This is a genomic window from Methylobacterium sp. 391_Methyba4, assembly GCF_029691625.1.
GTDB lineage: Bacteria > Pseudomonadota > Alphaproteobacteria > Rhizobiales > Beijerinckiaceae > Methylobacterium > Methylobacterium fujisawaense.
The window spans coordinates 3940124-3955976 of the sequence record NZ_CP121475.1 but is presented as its reverse complement, the minus strand read 5'-3'; the positions used below and the strand labels follow the sequence as shown (position 1 = coordinate 3955976).

The window sequence follows — 15853 nt, the reverse complement described above, 5'->3', positions numbered from 1 at the left end:
CGGCGGTCATGCGGTCCACGGCTTTCGGATCCCAGAAGACTTGCCCGCCTGCGCGGCTTGGCGGCCCGGGCACGCTCCGGTGACGCGCATCTCGTCTGGGGGTATGCGGGACCGACCGCATTCCGAGCCCATCGTTAGGAGACCCGCGCGTGGAGCGTGCCGCGAACCTCACCACGGACGACTTCCGCGCCCTCGCCGACGCCCTGCCCCAGATGGCCTGGGTCGCCGAGCCGAACGGCGACATCATCTGGTACAACCAGCGCTGGTACGACTACACCGGCACCACCCTCGAACAGATGCGGGGCTGGGGCTGGCGCGACGTCCACCACCCCGACAACGTCGAGCGCGTCGTGGAACGCATCAGCGAGGCGTTCCAGACCGGCGAGCCGTGGAAGGACACCTTCCCGCTCCGGGGCGCCGACGGCGAGTACCGCTGGTTCCTGTCGCTGGCACAACCCCATCGCGGGCCGGACGGGGCCATCCTGCGCTGGTTCGGGACCAACACCGATATCACCGAGCGCAAGGGCCTGGAGCGCCGGCTCGCCCGCCACGCCATCGACCTGCGCCGATCCAACGAGGAACTGGAGCAGTTCGCCTACGTCGCCTCGCACGACCTCAAGGCGCCGCTGCGCGGCATCGAGAACCTCGTCGGCTGGATCGAGGAGGACCTGGAGGGTTCGCTGACCGGCGACGTCCAGACCAACATGGAGTTGCTCAAGAGCCGGGTGCGGCGGCTCGACAGCCTGCTCGACGACCTCCTGGCCTACTCCAGGGCGGGACGGGCCGACGCGGCGATGGACACGGTCGACACGAAGGCGCTCGTCGAGGAACTCGGCGTCCTGGTCAGCCCTCCCGAAGGCTTCGCGATCACGGCGGACGATTCCTTGCCGACGTTACCGGCGGCCCGGGCTCCGCTGACCCAGGCCTTGCAGAACCTGATCGGCAACGCCATCAAGCATCACGACCGCCCGGCCGAGGGGCATATCCGGGTCGAGGCCAAGCCTGCAGGGGACGCGTTCGAGTTCGTCGTGACCGACGACGGGCCGGGCATACCCGAGCAGTTCCGCGAGCGCGTCTTCGGCATGTTCCAGACGCTCAAGCCCCGCGACGAGGTCGAGGGCAGCGGCATGGGCTTGGCCATCGTGCGCAAGCTGGTCGACCGCCAGGGTGGCAAGGTCTGGCTCTCCGACGGGGCCGACGGGCGCGGCTTGGCGGTGCATTTCACGTGGCCGCGAGACGGCCGGAAGGGACAGGCGGATGGGCTCGACGGTTAACATCCTGCTGGTCGACGACGACGAGGTGGACGTTCAGGGGCTCAAGCGCGCCTTCAAGAAGAGCAAGATCGGCAACCCGATCACGGTCGCCCGCGACGGCGTCGAGGCCCTGGAGATCCTGCGCGGCGAGAACGGACATACCAAGCTGCCGAGGCCTCACCTGATCCTGCTCGACCTGAACATGCCGCGCATGAACGGCATCGAGTTCCTGGAGGCGATCCGCGCTGACCAGGACCTGCGTTCGGCGGTGGTGTTCATGATCACCACGTCGAAGGCCGACGAGGACCGGATGCGGGCCTACGGCCACAACGTCGCCGGCTACATCGTCAAGCGCGACCCGGCCAACACCTTCATGGAAGCGGTGGCACTCCTGGAACACTACTGGAAGGTGGTCGAGTTTCCTGCATAGTCCCCATCGTGACGAACCCGACCCGCATCCTGCTGATCGATGACGACGCGGTCGACCGCGCGGCCGTGCGGCGGGCGCTCGCCAAGTCCGGCCTCGCCCACACCCTGACGGAGGCGGCCGGAGGCGAGGAGGGCGAGCGCCTCGCCTCCCAGAAAACGTTCGACTGCATCCTGCTCGACTATCGCCTGCCGGGCATCGACACGTTCGCGCTCCTGAAGACCCTGCTGGCGGCCGAGGGCGAGGCGCGGGCGGTGCTGATGCTGACCGGCGAGGCCGACCCGGACCTGGCGACGCGGCTGATGCGGACCGGCGCGCTGGACTACATCGACAAGGCCGAGGTCACGCCTTCCGGCCTGGCGCGGGCGATCCGCTTCGCCGAGGCCCGGCGCGCCTTCCAGGCGGAACTCGCCGAAGCCCGCCGCGAGGCGGAGGCGAAGTCGCTCGAACTCGATACGCTGAACCGGCAGAAATCGCTGCTGTTCTCGATCATCGCCCACGACCTGCGCAACCCGTTCCAGGCGTTGCTCGGCCTGTCGGAAGTGCTCGGAAAGGCTGTCGCGGCGCGCGACCCCGCCTCCATCGAGCGCCGCGCCAAGGGAATCCACGAGGCGGCGACGCAGGCCTACGCCCTGCTGGAGAGCCTGTTCTCCTGGGCGAGCCTGCAGATGGATACGATGGCGGTCACCCTCACCGACGTCGACCTCGGCACCCTGGCAGGAGACGTCCTGAAGGGAGCCGCCGAGGCCGCCTCGGACAAGGGGCTGAGCTTGGAAGCGTCCTGCGACCGCACGGTGGTGCGGGCGCAGCGGGACATGCTCGCCACGGTGTTGCGCAACCTCGTCAGCAACGCGATCAAGTTCACGCTGCCCGGCGGCACCATCAGGGTCGCCGCCCAGCGTGAGGGCGACGTGGTCGAGATCTCCGTCGCGGATACCGGCGTCGGCATGCCGCCGGGCAGGGTGGACGACCTGTTCAGGCTGGACCGGCGGACGACGACGAACGGGACGGCGGGCGAGCGCGGGAGCGGCCTGGGCCTGCTGCTGTGCCGGGACCTCGTCGAGCGCCAGGGTGGCGTGCTCGAAGTCAGGAGCGCCATAGACCGGGGGACGACCTTCCTGTTCAGGCTGCCCTCATCCCGCACCGTGCACCTCGTATCGACCGCCACGGCATCCTGACGGTCCGATCAGGGCAGGAGTCGGAAGTCGGGTTTCCTGGCGTCGCGCCTCGTTGCGGACATGCGAAACGCAGCCACGCGCGTCCCGTCAGCATTACCGTCCGATCAGGTCCTTGGGAGGCTTGTCGTGGCGCCCTTGGGCGGAACGTCCTCGGTCGAGGTCATAGCCAGCAGCGGACTATCGAAGGTCAAGACATTGCCCGAGTACAGCCCCTGATGCGCGTTGAAGATCTAGAGGCTGCTAATAAGCAGGACAAGTAGGCAGAGCGCATTGACCCGGTGAGTAACGCGTATCACGACTGGATGCCGGAACATTCAGCGACGATGCTCGACTTCGCCGAGATCCGGCGCGGAGCGTGCCATGTAGGTACGAGGCAAGCGGCACATTACCTGAATAAAAAGAAGCGGAGACCCGAAGGTCGCTCCGCCTCCTTCGAGCGACCGCTTACATGCGGTTCATCATCATCTTTCGCTTCATCATCCGACGCTTCATCATCTTCTTATGCATCATGCGCTTCTTCATCATCATGCGCTCGCTGCTGCTCATGCGGACCTGGGTGAAGCCGGCCGGGGCGGCCTGAAGGCCATTCGGTCCCATCGGGGCCGCCGATGCGGCGCCGCCGAGCGCGAGGCTGCCCAGGAAGGTGGCCGCGAGTGCGAGGGTCGTGATTTTCATCTAGCTTCTCCTGCACGGGAACAGCTTTCCCGATTGATTAGGAGAAGGCGATAACATTCGTCTAAGTTCCTCTCAAATTTGATAAATTTCTCCTCAAGCAGGAGGAGGCATGGCTCCACAGCGCGCGAAATTTCGGTCTCACGCGTATTCAGCATCGGATCTTCGAGGACCTGTACGGAGCGTAGGGCGCGCGGGTTTCACGGGCCTGGGAAAACCCGGCGGAACGCGTGGTGCGGCCGGGCATTTCCGGTTTTCTCGAACGGAGAAGATCATGACCGAGAAGAAGGGGCACGGCAGCGCGACGGCCAGGAAGGCCAATGCCAAGGCCAGCCACGAGGGCAAGTCCAATCCACGCAAGTCCTCCTCGGCCCAGGCCGAACTCGGGAAGAAGGGAGGAAAGAGCAAGTAGAGGGCCATCTCGCGGCATCGGGCATTGATGAACGAATTGATCATTCCCGCGCAGCTGAGCGACGTCGTGGCGGCTGCCCGGTGCGCGCGACGCCGCTTGCGACCGCACGCCAGAACCGCGTGCACCTGTCAAATCGCCGTGTCTGTCCACGATGCCGCTATTGTCGTGTTGTGAACAGACGGTCGCCATGACAAGTGGAGGGCCGGGTGCAGCCCTGGCCCGCCGGTCGTCGTCTTCATGTCTTCGCGCAATCTCATCCCGGTCGAGGGCAACCTGCTCCTCGACGCCCTCGACGCGCGGGACGGCGCGCTCCTGGCCCCGCATCTCGTGAGGGCCGAGTGCGCTCGCGGGACGATCCTGTTCGAGGTCGGCGACGACGTCTCGCAGGTCACCTTTCCCCTTGATCGCACCGTTACCACCCTGGTCGTGCCGCTGGCCGGGGACCGTACCGTCGAGACGGCCACGGTGGGACACGAGGGCGCCATCGGGGGCGTCGTCAGCCAAGGCTACCTGCCGGCCTTCACCCGGTGCGTCGTCCAGATCGAGGGCGCGGTCCTGCGCATGGACGCCGACCGGCTGCGTGAGGCGAAGGGTTCATCCCCGGCCTTGAACGACCTGTTCGTGCGCTACGCCGACTGCCTGCTCGCGCAGGTGCTTCAGTCGGTCGCCTGCAACGCCGCCCATCCCATCGAGCAGCGCGTCGTGCGCTGGCTGCTGGCGCTGCAGGACCGGCTCGGCACCGACGCGCTGCCGGTGACCCAGACCGTCCTGGCGGCCATGCTCGGCGTCGGACGCAGCTACGTCAGCGGCGTGCTGGGCACCCTCCAGGACCAAGGGTTGATCGTGGTCGGCCGGGGACGCATCCACCTGCTCGACCGCGGGCGCGCCGAGGCGGCCTGCTGCGAATGCCATGGCCGCGTCAGGCGGCATTTCATGTCCGTCATGGGCGCCGTCTCGACGGAGGGTGGCGAGATCCTCGCGGTGGACGTGACCCCGGATGCCGCTCCTGCGCAGCGCCTCGACCCCCTTGCGCACGGCTCGCGGGAGGCGGCCCGATGACCGGGACCGCACCGCTGCCCCACGAGACGCTCGACCGTGAACGACTGGACGCACTCGCGTCCTACGAGATCCTCGACACGCCGGCCGAGCCCGGCTTCGACGACGTCGTCGACCTCGCCCGCTTGGTGTGCGGGACGTCAGTCGCCCTCGTCAGCCTGGTGGCCGGCGACCGGCAATGGTTCAAGGCAAGGGTCGGCTTCGAGCCCTGCCAGACGCCCCTGGACCAATCCGTCTGCGCACACGCCCTGGCACAATCGGACGTCCTGGTGATCCCGGACCTGACGCGGGACGAGCGAACGCGCGACAACCGCCTCGTCACGGAAGCCCCGTTCCTGCGCTTCTACGCCGGGGCGCCGCTGGAGACGCCCGATGGCGAGCGGCTGGGCACTCTGTGCGTGATCGACCATGCGCCCAGGCCGGAGGGACTGACGCCCGACCAATCCTCGGCGCTGCGCAAGCTTGCCGGCCAGGTCATGGCGCAACTGGAGCTGCGCAGGGCGCTGAGGTCCCGCGACGCCGCCATCGACGAGCAGCGCCTCACGATCCTGCGGCACGACGCGCTGGCCGAGGCACAGGCCGCGGTTTCGTTGGCGGGTGGCGACCTCGACGCCATCCTCGACGCCGTGCTCGCCGGCGCGATCAAGGCGGTCCCGCGGGCGGAGGGCGGCGCCATCGAGACGCGCGAGGGCGAGGAGCTCGTCTATCGCACGGTCCGGGGCTGCCTAGCCGGACACGAGGGATTGCGGCTGCCGCTTCGCGGAAGCCTTTCCGGCCACTGCCTGCTCACCGGGGAAGCCGTGTCGTGTCCCGACGCGCTGCTCGACGGACGGGTGAAGCGCGATCTGGTCGCGCCGCTCGGGATGCGCTCGGCCATGTACGTCCCGGTCTCGCGTGGCGGCACCGCCATCGGCGTGCTGAAGCTGCAGTCAGGCGCGACCGACGCCTTCTCCGACGGTGACTTAGAAGCGGTGCGCCTGTTCGCGGGCACCGTCGCCGCCGGCTTCGCGGAGGCAGGAGAGGTTGATGCGTGGCGCAGCGTCCGCGCCAGCCGAGACCGTTACGAGGCAGTGTTCAACAGCGCCATCGACTACGCCATCATCGTCATGGGGCTCGACGGTCGCGTCGACGACTGGAACGAGGGCGCCACCCGCATTCTCGGCTGGTCGCCGGCGGAGATGGTCGAGCGGCCGGCCGACGTGTTCTTCACGCCCGAGGACCGGGCCAACGGCATCGCGGCCAAGGAGATGCGGGCCGCGCTGGAGCACGGGCGCGGAATCGACGAACGCTGGCACCTCCGCAAGGACGGCACCCGGTTCTGGGCCAACGGCGAGATGATGGCGCTGCGCGACGAAGCCGGGGAAGCCATCGGCTTCCTCAAGATCCTGCGCGACCGCACCGAGCAGCGCAACGCCGCCGCACGCCTCCAGGACAGCGAGGCGTTCCTGCGCAGCGTGCTCGATTCCTCCGCCGACTGCATCAAGGTGCTCGACCTCGACGCCCGGATCGGGTTCATGAACGCGGGCGGCCAGCGCGTCATGGAGGTCGACGACTTCGACGGCGTCGCCGGAATGGACTGGACCGCCTTCTGGGACGAGGCAGGCAAGGCCGAGGCCCGGGCGGCCGTGGACGCGGCCTCGGCGGGTGGCGTCGGGCGCTTCACCGGCCCCGCTTGCACCATGAAGGGTACGCCGAAATGGTGGGACGTGCAGGTCACCCCGATCCGGGACGTGGACGGCGCGGTGGCGCGGCTGCTCGCCGTCTCGCGCGACGTGACCGCCAACCGGCAGGCCGAGCAGGCCCTCGTCGCGAGCGAGACCCGCTACCGCGACCTCTACGACAGCATCGACGCCGGCTTCTGCGTCATCGAGGTGAAGCTCGACCCGGCCGAGCGCCCGCTCGACTACCGCTTCATCGAGGTGAATCCGTCCTTCGAGCGCCAGTCCGGCCTCCGGGACGTCCACGGCAAGTGGATGCGGGACCTCGCCGGAGGCCATGAGGCGCACTGGTTCGAGATCTACGACCGCATCGCGCGCGGCGGCGTCCCCGAGCGTTTCGAGCTCGTGGCGAGCGCGCTGGGAAACCGGTGGTTCGATGTCTACGCCTATCCCTTCGGTGAGCCCGGCTCGCGGCAGGTCGCGGTGCTGTTCAACGACATCACCGCCCGCAAGCGAACGGAGGATGCGCTCCGGGCGAGCGAGGCCAGCCAGCGTTCGATCCTGGAGACGGTGCCGGTCGGCATCCTGCTCGCTGAGGCGCCGACAGGGCAGATCGTCGGCGGCAACGCCCGGATCGAGGAGATCCTCGGGCATCCGGTCCTTCGCGTGCGGGACGTCGCCGCATACGGCGAATGGACCTCCTTCCACGCGGACGGCGAACCCGTCCGCCCGGAGGAATATCCGCTGGCCCGGGTCATCACGGGGGATGTCGAGCGCTCACAGTTGCAGGTGCGCTACCGCCGCCCGGACGGCACCGACGTCTGGATCGACATCGCCGCGGCGGCCATCCGGGGTGCGGACGGGGCGTTGACGGGCGCCGTCGCCGCGGTGTCCGACATCGACGCGCGCAGGCGGGCCGAGGAGCAGCGCGACCTGCTCAACCACGAGCTCAGCCACCGCATGAAGAACCTGCTGGCGATGGTCCAGGCCATCGCCGCGAACACCCTGCGGGGCGCCACCGACGTCGACGCGGCGAAGGAGGTGCTGGCCGACCGTCTGATCATCTTGGGCAAGGCCCACGACCTCCTGCTCGGAGGCGCCGCCGAGCACGCCGCCATCGAGCCGGTGGTCCGTGGCGGCGTCGGGCTCCAGGACGACGGCTCCGGACGGATCGTCTATCGGGGACCGGCGGTCGAGATCGGCGGCAGGGCCGCCCTCGCCCTGGCGCTGATGACGCACGAGCTCGCGACCAACGCAGCCAAGTACGGCGCGCTCTCGACGCCGGACGGGCGCGTCGACGTCGAATGGTCCCTGGCCGGAGAAGACGCGGACCCGGTCCTCGCCATCTCCTGGTGCGAGCGGGATGGTCCGCCTGTCGTGCCCCCGTCCCGCAAGGGGTTCGGCTCACGCCTGATCGAGCGCGGCCTCGTCAGCGCCGTCGATGGCAGGATCGCCCTCACCTACCCGCCCGAGGGCGTGCGCTGCGTCGTCGAGGCACCGCTACGCAATTTCCAGGACGTGCATTGACCTCGCGCTGCAACGACGGCCGGGGCGCTTCGTTGACGTGCGGCCGTCCTGCCGGACGGGGTGGAACGATGAATGCCGGTTGAGTCCGTGTCGCGTCCGAACGAGTTCCCGCAGGCCGGTGGCGAGATGGGTGCGCTGGTCCGCGCCCACGACTGGTCGCGCACGCCGTTGGGCCCGATCACGGGCTGGCCCGCCTCCCTCAAGGTCACGCTGAACCTCGTCCTCGCTTCGCCCGAGAGCATGTTCCTGGCCTGGGGACCGGACCTGACGTTCTTCTTCAACGACACCTACCGGCCGATCCTGGGGCCGCGGCTGTCCTGGGCGCTCGGCGCCCCGATGCCGGAACTCTGGTCGGACGTCTGGGCGCAAGTCCGGCCGTCGGTCGAGCTGGCCCTCTCGGGGACCGCGAGCCGGTTCGACGACCTGCCCCTCACCATGGCCCGGCACGGTGTCGGGGAGGAGACGTGGTGGTCGTTCTCCCACTCGCCGGTCCGCGACGAGCACGACGCCGTTGTCGGCCTGTTCTGCGTCGTGACCGAGACCACGCAGCGCGTCCTGACCGAGCGGACGCTCCGCGCGCGCGAGGCCGAGCTCCTGCTCATCACCGACAGCCTGCCGCTCCTCATCGCCTTCATCGACCGCGGCCTTGTCTACCGCTTCGCGAATCGGGCCTACGAGGACTGGTTCGCGATGGCGCCGGAGGACGTCGTCGGGCGGCATGTCCGCGACCTGCTCGACGAGGCCGGCTACGCCTCGCGGAAAGACGCCTTCGCCAAGGCGCTCTCCGGCGAACCGGCGCGTCTCGAACTCGACTGGCCCTGCGTCGACGGCAGTCCGCGCGTCGCCGACATCCGCTACCTGCCGCGCCGGGCCGAGGACGGGACGGTCGACGGCTTCTACGTGTTCGTGCTCGACGTCACCGACCGCAAGCAGGTCGAACGGATGCTGCGCGAGACGAACGAGGACCTCGAACGAAGGGTCGCGGAACGGACGCAGCAGCTCGACCAGGTCTGGCGCCACTCACGGGACATGCTGTGCGTGGCCGACTTCGGGGCACGCTTCGTGAGCCTGAACCCCGCCTGGACCGCCACCCTCGGCTGGTCGGCCGAGGAGATGATGGCGCCTTCCTTCCTCGACCTGGTGCATCCGGACGACCGCGACGCCACGGCGACGGCGATGTCCGGGCTGGAGCGAGGCGAGAGCGTCGTCGGCTTCGAGAACCGCTACCGCCACAAGAACGGCGATTATCGCTGGCTGGCCTGGAACGCGGTGCCCCGGGACGGGCTGATCTACAGCGTGGTCCGCGACGTGACCTTCGATAAGAGCCAGGCAGCCGCCCTCGCGACCGCCGAGACGGCCCTGCGCCAGGCCCAGAAACTGGAGGCCATCGGGCAGCTCACCGGCGGCGTGGCGCACGACTTCAACAACCTGCTCACGGTGATCAAGTCCTCGACCGATCTGCTCAAGCGGCCCGAACTTCCGGACGCGCGCCGCCTGCGATACGTCGGGGCCATCTCCGACACCGTCGACCGGGCCGCCAAGCTGACGGCGCAGCTGCTCGCCTTCGCCCGCAGGCAGGCCCTCAAGCCCGAGGTGTTCGAGGTCGGCCGCAGCCTGGGCGCGATCGGCGACATGATCGGCACCCTCACGGGCTCAGGCATCGCTGTCGATGTCCGGGTGGCCGGCGCAGCGTGCTACGTCGACGCCGACCCGAGCCAGTTCGACACGGCCATCATCAACATGGCCGTCAACGCCCGCGACGCCATGAGCGGGGAAGGCGACTTGGTGATTGCGACGGCAGAGGCCGCCGGCGTCCCTGCCATCCGCGGGCATAGTCCCGTGCCCGGGTCCTATGTCGCCATTGCCATCACCGATACCGGCGCCGGCATCGCACAGGCCGACATCGAGCGCATCTTCGAGCCGTTCTTTACTACCAAGGGGGTCGGCCATGGCACCGGCCTGGGCTTGAGCCAGGTCTTCGGCTTCGCCAAGCAGTCAGGTGGCGACGTCGCGGTAGAGAGCGAGCTCGGCCGGGGCACTACGTTCACCCTGTACCTGCCCAGGGTCGAGGCGCCTCTTGTTACGGGCGACGTCGACGTCGAGCCGGAGGCGCTCGTGGATGGCCACGACACCTGCGTCCTAGTGGTAGAAGACAACGCCGAGGTCGGGACGTTCGCCACCCAGTCTCTGGCCGAGCTCGGCTACGGGACGGTCTGGGCGGCGAACGCGGCCGAGGCGCTGGTCGAGCTGGCGAGGGACGCCGGTCGCTTCGACGTGGTGTTCTCCGACGTGGTCATGCCCGGCATGGACGGGATCGAGCTCGGTCGCGAGATCCGCAGGCTCTACCTCAACCTTCCGGTGGTGCTGACCTCGGGCTACAGCCACGTGCTCGCGCAGAAGGGCACGTCGGGCTTCCAGCTGATCCACAAACCCTACTCCATCGAGGAGTTGTCCCGAGTCCTGCGCAGGGCGGCGAGCCGACGCTGGCACCGTAGGATCACGCCGGAGGTATGACGGCGGCCAGCGTTGAGTCGGATATAGGCCCACGTACGTTTAGTCGAGGACGGCTCGAAGATTTTACACCCGGGTCTTCCAATGCGGAAAGAGGCGGCCGACGGACTGTCGGTCGCCTCTCTCGTTTCCGCCGTGACGGTCGGGCTGCTGGCCACCGTCAGGTCGGCGATGCCTCAGTATCCGTAGCCGTAAGCCGGATAGCCATACCCGTAGGCCGGTGCGTAGCCGTAGCCGCCGTAGTACCCAACCGGGCGGCCGTAGCCGTACCCGTAGCCGCCGTACGAGTTCGCGACGATGGCACCGGCGGCGAGACCCGCGATGCCGAGGCCGATGGCGGCGCCTGGGCCGATGCCGCGACGGTAGCCGTAACCACGTCCGTAGCCGCGGTAACCGCCGTAGCCACCCCGGAACCCGACGCCACGATAGCCATAGCCCCGGTAACCGCCGTAGCCGCCCCGGAACCCGATGCCGCGGTATCCGCCGCCGTAGCCGTAGCCGCCGTGGCCGTAGCCACCGCCGTAGCCCCACCCGCGTGCTTCGGCGGGGGCCGATGCCAGGACGCCGAGGCCGAGCAAGGCAGTGGAAGCGAGTGCGATCTTCCGCATTCGAGATCTCATGTCGTTTGGGATGTGTTTTAAACAGACCGGGCCTTGTTCCGTTCCGAGGTGACGTGCGGCCCGTGAGGGTATCCCGAACGTATGTCCGCTTCCGGGAACCGCGCGGCCGCGCGCAAACGACTGAGTTGGGTCGATAGGAGGCCGTCCGCTTTTTTTGGCAGACCTACTCTGAAGCAGCCATTCCGCATACGGCCATACTACGTCACGCTGGATCACCGGCGCGTGCAGGACCAGACATTCGGCTTCGCGCCCATTGCCGCCGCCCGTCCGAGCGCGACAGCATCCGATAAGCGGACGTTCGAGTAGCACCACTGCGATGGCGTTGTGGCCGATTTGCAGTCCACCACGGTGGGCACCCTTCAAAGCTCGATGAACTCGACCTGATGCGATGGGAGGAAGCGCCACCAAGCGTCCGGCGAGTGGAACGCGTCGTAGGCTAATCGCAGAATGGTCTCTAACTGACGATGTGACGGGTCGACCCCACCGCGGGCCTCGTTGCGGGCCAGGAGCATCTCCCAGGACAGGTCAAACACTTTCCATTCTACCGAGAGACCGTATCGCTCGATGACCTGAAGCTCAGCCTCGAACACCTCCCGGTTAAGGTGGGTGTCCGCCATCACCACGCTGAACCCAGCCGCCAGGGCTGCGTCGAGGGCGGCGACCTTCACGCCGTGGAGGAGCCGGCGAGCTCCCTCGTCCCAGCCCGTCCGCCGGACCTGCCAGTAGACCTGGCGGTCCGGCGGCCAGAATGTCTGGCGTAGGTCGTCCAGGGTGAGAGTCACCCAGCCCTGAAGCGGATCGTAGCGGCGCGCGTAAGTCGTTTTGCCCGCGCCGGGGCATCCGATCAGCCCCACCACCCTTTGCCGGCGCTTGGGTGCCTCAACGTCCATGGAGCGCGGGTCTAAGCATGGTTGGCGGCATCCTCGTCTTCATCGAGTTCGGGGTCGGCCTCGACGGTCTCGCCGCGAAGGTAGCGCGCCTGAACGTCGGCGACGCGGCGGGCGGCCTGGGCGTGGCGGTTGGACACGAGGCTGTCCGGGCCGAGGACCCCGCCGCGCTTGGCCGCGAGCAGTTCCGGGTCTCCTCAGCGGTCGAGGAGGACCTGGAAGGCGTCGTGCCGGGCGACGTCGAAGGCGATGCGCTGCCCCATCATATCCTTGTAGGGGTGAGCCGGATGAATGCCGGCGCAGGGGACCCAGCCCGCCGGAATCGGGGTGGTCGCCGCATGCGTGCGGCCGCCGCGCAGGAGCTTAGGCAGGACATGGGTGTGAGGCCCCTCCGGGCTGGTGCCGCGGGGGCCTGGGATCGGGGCGTAGACCTCGATGCGGCCGATCCGGGCGAGGAAGACCCGGTGGGGGCTCAGCGCGACGAGTTGGCGGCCGATGGGGCTCGCAGGGTCGAACAGGGGAAGCCCGACGCCGGACCTGAGACGCGCGATGGCCTCCGGGTCGCTCGTGCGCACGCAGGCATCGACCGCCAAGAGGCCGAGACCCAGATCGAACAGGACGGCGTCGCGGTCCCGTTCGCGGGCGGCGTCCCGGTCCGGGCCGAGCTCCGTCACCACGCCGCGCCGGCTCATCGCGCAACTCGCCTCGGGCAGGCACAGAGCGACAGCGTGGTTCCAGCCGGTGGCGATGGCGGTCTCGTAGGCCACCGGACGCAGGTCGGGACTGGGAGCAAGCGCGATGGCGCCCAGCTCTGTCGACAGGCCCATGCGCCCGTCCGGCAGCGGCGACGTGGCCTCGTCGGCATCGCGCATGAACTCGGCGATGGCCCCGAAGCTGCCGAGGCTCCAGGCGGTGCCGGGATCCGCCAACGCCTCGCGCAGCAGGGTCGTGACCGCGTCAGCCCGTGATGGTGACGTCATCGCGTTCCTCCGTCTGAGCCCCGGACCGCGCCCAGGGCAGGATGTATCGGGATCCGTCAGAAGCCCAGCCCCGCTCGGCCGTGACCCCGAACGCCCTGGCGAGTAGGACGTCGGTCAGAGCTTCCTCCGGGGTATCGTCGGCCAAGAGGCGGCCACCGGTCAGCACGACGATGCGGTCGCAGAACCGGGACGCGAGCGTCAGGTCGTGCAGCACGGCGACGACACCGGTTCCGTCCTGCGCGGTGCGCCGGAGCAGCGCCATGGCGTCGATCTGGTGCGCCGGGTCGAGGGCCGTGACCGGCTCGTCGACGAGAAGCCAAGGCGCCTCGACCGCCAGAGCCCGGGCGAGCAGCGCGCGCATGCGCTCGCCCGAGGAAAGGGTCGGCTCGGCTCGGGCCGCGAGGTGGAGGATGTCAGTGCGCGCCATTGCCCGCGCGACCGCGGCATCGTCGACTTCGGTGGGGGATGCGAAGGCTCGGCGGTGCGGCAGCCGGCCGAGCGCCACGATCTCGCGAACCGTCATCGGCCAGCCGACCCCCGCACCCTGGAACAGGGCGGCGATGCGGCGGGCTCGCTCCTCGCGGCCCATGTCGGCTAGCGGACGGGCTTCGAGGGTGACCCGCCCCCGGTTCGGGTTGATCAGCCCCGCCAGGACGCGAAGGAGCGTGGTCTTGCCGGCTCCGTTCGGGCCGACCAGCCCGACGAAGCGGCCCGGCTGAAAGGTCAGATCGATGTCCGAGAGGATGGCCCGGCCATCCAACGTAACGTGGGCTTCGTGCAGACCGAGGCTCATGCCCGCCTCCCGCGACCGCGTAGGAGCAGCACGATCAGGAACGGCGCCCCGACCAGAGCGGTCACCACGCCGAGCTTGAGTTCCGGCCGGGTGGCGAGCAGGCGCACGCCGATATCCGCGGCAAGTACCAGGACCGCCCCCGCGAGGCCGCTCGGCAGCAGGCAGGCGCCGGGGCGGGCGCCGACGAGCGGCCGCATCAGGTGCGGCACGACGAGACCGACGAAGCCGATGGCGCCGGAAACCGCGACCCCGCTGCCGACGGCCAGGGCCGCACCGGTGACGAGACGCAGGCGCACGGAGACTAGGCCGACCCCGAGGCTCGCGGCGGTGTCCTCGCCGAGCGTCAGGGCGTCGAGGGCGGAGCCGGTCGACAGCATCAGGGTCCAGCCGACAGCCATCAGCGGTAGGCACAGAAGCACGTGGTCCAGACTACGGTCGCTGAGAGAACCCATCAGCCAGAACACGATCTCCAGGGCCGCATAGGGGTTCGGCGAGAGGTTCAGTGCCAGCGCGGTCAGTGCCCCGGCCAAGCTCGACAACCCGACTCCTGCGAGTATCAGCCCGAGGGTACTGCTGCCGCGGGCGGCGAGCGCGTTCAGAAGGAGCGCGGCAATACCGGCACCGGCGATGCCGCCGAGCGGCAGGGCAAGGCTCATGGTGGCGGCGAAATCGCCGTAGAAGACGATGACGGCACCGAGCGCCGCCGCGGAGGAGATGCCGAGGATGCCGGGGTCCGCGAGCGGGTTGCGCAGGTAGCCCTGCATCGCGGCGCCGGTCAGGCCGAGGCTGAAGCCGACCAGGGCTCCGAGCAGGGCGCGTGGAACACGAAGCTCCCACAGGACCAGGGCCGGCAGCGTCGGGCGGCCGGCGACGAGGTCAGCGAAGGCGGCGGGCACGTCGAAGGGCGCGTAACCGATGGCGATGGAGGCGAGCGTCAGCGCAAGTGTGGTGAGCCCGAGGACGGCGATGACGGTTCGCCGGGCACGCGCCGTACCGAGGCGCCGGGATGCCGTGGAGTTGAGCGCGGAAATGGGGGCGTTCATGGTCCGGGCGCCCGTTCATTCGCAGCCTCGGCGAGGCGCGCCACGACCTCGGCCACCTGCGGTCCCGGACACGTCCAGAAGCGGTTCGGGATGTCGACCGTCCGGTGTGCCCGCGAGAGGGCCCTGAAGACGGGATGGTGCAGGAGCGTGTCGGCCAGGGAAGGCCAGCCCGGCGCTCCTTCATCGACGACGATCAGGTCCGGGTTCGCCAGCGCCGCTGCTTCGAGGGGCACCTGCCCCAGGCGGTCACGCCCGATCTCGGCCGAGACGTTGACGAGGCCGGCGGCGCGGATCAGCGCGTCCCCGAGCCCGCCGGGTGCCACCGTGAAGGCGTTCGGACGCATCACCAGGGCGCGTAGAGGCCGCTTGGCCGGCACGATGGCGGCAAGACGCGCATCGAGCGCCGCCACCATCGCCTCGCCCCGTTCGGGATGGCCGAGCGCCGCCGCGACCTGCCGGATCTGTGCGCGGACGCCGTCGAGGTCGGCCGGCACGCCGAGTTCGAGCACGGGGGCGCCGACGCGCTTGAGCATGCCCACCGTCGTGCGGGTGGTGAAGGCACCGGCGATGACGAGATCGGGCTTCAAGGCCACGACCTCCTCGGTGAGCCCCCGCGTCACCGGCAGCCCGACCGCCTCGGTCGCGACCGTCGACCCGCGCGAGTCGCGTGCGAGGTAGGTGACCGCCAGCACCTGGTCGCGGTCGGCCAGCCGCAGGACGAGCTCGTCGGCGCACAGGTTCATCGAGACCACCCGCACGGGTGCCGCCGCCGCGCCGATGGGTACGGCGGACATCATGGCCGCGAAGGTGATTACGAGGCGCGACGGCATCGGCGA

General features: G+C 69.3%; 13 protein-coding genes and 1 pseudogene. 7 read left to right on the top strand and 7 right to left on the bottom strand.

From position 1 onward, the window contains the following. Positions 1 to 149: 149 nt before the first annotated feature. Genes P9K36_RS18575 through P9K36_RS18565 form a run of 3 tightly spaced genes read left to right on the top strand, consistent with a single transcriptional unit; the run spans position 150 to position 2858 of the window. Complete coding sequence (locus P9K36_RS18575) at positions 150 to 1274, top strand: ATP-binding protein (protein ID WP_172685404.1); 1125 nt, start codon at positions 150 to 152, stop codon at positions 1272 to 1274. After that, positions 1258 to 1683, top strand: a complete 426-nt coding sequence (locus tag P9K36_RS18570; protein ID WP_092045648.1) for a response regulator — start codon at positions 1258 to 1260, stop codon at positions 1681 to 1683. The genes P9K36_RS18575 and P9K36_RS18570 overlap by 17 nt, the downstream gene beginning before the upstream one ends. 8 nt (positions 1684 to 1691) lie before the next feature. Beyond that, positions 1692 to 2858 carry a hybrid sensor histidine kinase/response regulator gene (locus P9K36_RS18565; RefSeq protein ID WP_172685403.1) on the top strand — a complete coding sequence of 389 codons (1167 nt, stop codon included), beginning with the start codon at positions 1692 to 1694 and terminating at the stop codon, positions 2856 to 2858. 444 nt (positions 2859 to 3302) lie between these two features. Here P9K36_RS18565 and P9K36_RS18560 read toward each other — a convergent pair whose 3' ends face one another. Beyond that, entirely contained in the window at positions 3303 to 3533 is a 231-nt protein-coding gene (locus P9K36_RS18560; protein WP_172685402.1) for a hypothetical protein, read from the bottom strand. Between the two features lie 271 nt (positions 3534 to 3804). Here P9K36_RS18560 and P9K36_RS18555 point away from each other — a divergent pair, with 271 nt between their 5' ends. From P9K36_RS18555 to P9K36_RS18540, 4 genes are all read left to right on the top strand, one after another. Further along, complete coding sequence (locus P9K36_RS18555) at positions 3805 to 3942, top strand: hypothetical protein (protein WP_172685401.1); 138 nt, start codon at positions 3805 to 3807, stop codon at positions 3940 to 3942. Positions 3943 to 4179: 237 nt separating this feature from the next. Continuing rightward, positions 4180 to 5001, top strand: a complete 822-nt coding sequence (locus tag P9K36_RS18550) for a helix-turn-helix domain-containing protein (protein ID WP_172685400.1) — start codon at positions 4180 to 4182, stop codon at positions 4999 to 5001. Continuing rightward, positions 4998 to 8183: a PAS domain S-box protein gene (locus tag P9K36_RS18545; RefSeq protein ID WP_278305699.1), complete on the top strand. Its 3186-nt coding sequence runs from the start codon at positions 4998 to 5000 to the stop codon at positions 8181 to 8183. Before P9K36_RS18550 ends, P9K36_RS18545 begins: the two co-directional genes overlap by 4 nt. 72 nt (positions 8184 to 8255) lie before the next feature. Further along, positions 8256 to 10697 carry a PAS domain-containing protein gene (locus P9K36_RS18540; protein ID WP_278305698.1) on the top strand — a complete coding sequence of 814 codons (2442 nt, stop codon included), beginning with the start codon at positions 8256 to 8258 and terminating at the stop codon, positions 10695 to 10697. 173 nt (positions 10698 to 10870) lie between these two features. Here the strand turns inward: P9K36_RS18540 and P9K36_RS18535 are convergent, their stop codons facing one another. From P9K36_RS18535 to P9K36_RS18510, 6 genes and pseudogenes are all read right to left on the bottom strand, one after another. Continuing rightward, positions 10871 to 11302: a hypothetical protein gene (locus tag P9K36_RS18535; RefSeq protein WP_172685397.1), complete on the bottom strand. Its 432-nt coding sequence runs from the start codon at positions 11300 to 11302 to the stop codon at positions 10871 to 10873. Between the two features lie 371 nt (positions 11303 to 11673). Next, the gene (locus P9K36_RS18530) at positions 11674 to 12204 is read right to left on the bottom strand and encodes an AAA family ATPase (RefSeq protein WP_278305697.1); all 531 of its coding nucleotides are present in this window, start codon (positions 12202 to 12204) and stop codon (positions 11674 to 11676) included. A gap of 11 nt (positions 12205 to 12215) precedes the next feature. Next, positions 12216 to 13181, bottom strand: a pseudogene (locus tag P9K36_RS18525) (hypothetical protein). Next, positions 13159 to 13974: an ABC transporter ATP-binding protein gene (locus P9K36_RS18520; RefSeq protein ID WP_278305696.1), complete on the bottom strand. Its 816-nt coding sequence runs from the start codon at positions 13972 to 13974 to the stop codon at positions 13159 to 13161. Before P9K36_RS18520 ends, P9K36_RS18525 begins: the two are co-directional and overlap by 23 nt. After that, on the bottom strand, positions 13971 to 15017 hold the full coding sequence (locus P9K36_RS18515) for an iron ABC transporter permease (RefSeq protein WP_278305695.1): 1047 nt from the start codon (positions 15015 to 15017) through the stop codon (positions 13971 to 13973). Before P9K36_RS18515 ends, P9K36_RS18520 begins: the two co-directional genes overlap by 4 nt. Continuing rightward, positions 15014 to 15847, bottom strand: coding sequence for an ABC transporter substrate-binding protein (locus tag P9K36_RS18510; protein ID WP_278305694.1), 834 nt, complete (start codon positions 15845 to 15847; stop codon positions 15014 to 15016). The genes P9K36_RS18515 and P9K36_RS18510 overlap by 4 nt, the downstream gene beginning before the upstream one ends. Positions 15848 to 15853: the final 6 nt, after the last annotated feature.

What these genes read in the sequence shown, in the direction of transcription:
- P9K36_RS18570 (WP_092045648.1), top strand. Translation starts at nt 1,258, where the DNA reads ATGGGCTCGACGGTTAACATCCTGCTGGTCGACGACGACGAGGTGGAC.
- P9K36_RS18560 (WP_172685402.1), bottom strand. Translation starts at nt 3,533, where the DNA reads ATGAAAATCACGACCCTCGCACTCGCGGCCACCTTCCTGGGCAGCCTC.
- P9K36_RS18555 (WP_172685401.1), top strand. Translation starts at nt 3,805, where the DNA reads ATGACCGAGAAGAAGGGGCACGGCAGCGCGACGGCCAGGAAGGCCAAT.
- P9K36_RS18550 (WP_172685400.1), top strand. Translation starts at nt 4,180, where the DNA reads ATGTCTTCGCGCAATCTCATCCCGGTCGAGGGCAACCTGCTCCTCGAC.
- P9K36_RS18545 (WP_278305699.1), top strand. Translation starts at nt 4,998, where the DNA reads ATGACCGGGACCGCACCGCTGCCCCACGAGACGCTCGACCGTGAACGA.
- P9K36_RS18540 (WP_278305698.1), top strand. Translation starts at nt 8,256, where the DNA reads ATGCCGGTTGAGTCCGTGTCGCGTCCGAACGAGTTCCCGCAGGCCGGT.
- P9K36_RS18535 (WP_172685397.1), bottom strand. Translation starts at nt 11,302, where the DNA reads ATGCGGAAGATCGCACTCGCTTCCACTGCCTTGCTCGGCCTCGGCGTC.
- P9K36_RS18530 (WP_278305697.1), bottom strand. Translation starts at nt 12,204, where the DNA reads ATGGACGTTGAGGCACCCAAGCGCCGGCAAAGGGTGGTGGGGCTGATC.
- P9K36_RS18520 (WP_278305696.1), bottom strand. Translation starts at nt 13,974, where the DNA reads ATGAGCCTCGGTCTGCACGAAGCCCACGTTACGTTGGATGGCCGGGCC.
- P9K36_RS18515 (WP_278305695.1), bottom strand. Translation starts at nt 15,017, where the DNA reads ATGAACGCCCCCATTTCCGCGCTCAACTCCACGGCATCCCGGCGCCTC.
- P9K36_RS18510 (WP_278305694.1), bottom strand. Translation starts at nt 15,847, where the DNA reads ATGCCGTCGCGCCTCGTAATCACCTTCGCGGCCATGATGTCCGCCGTA.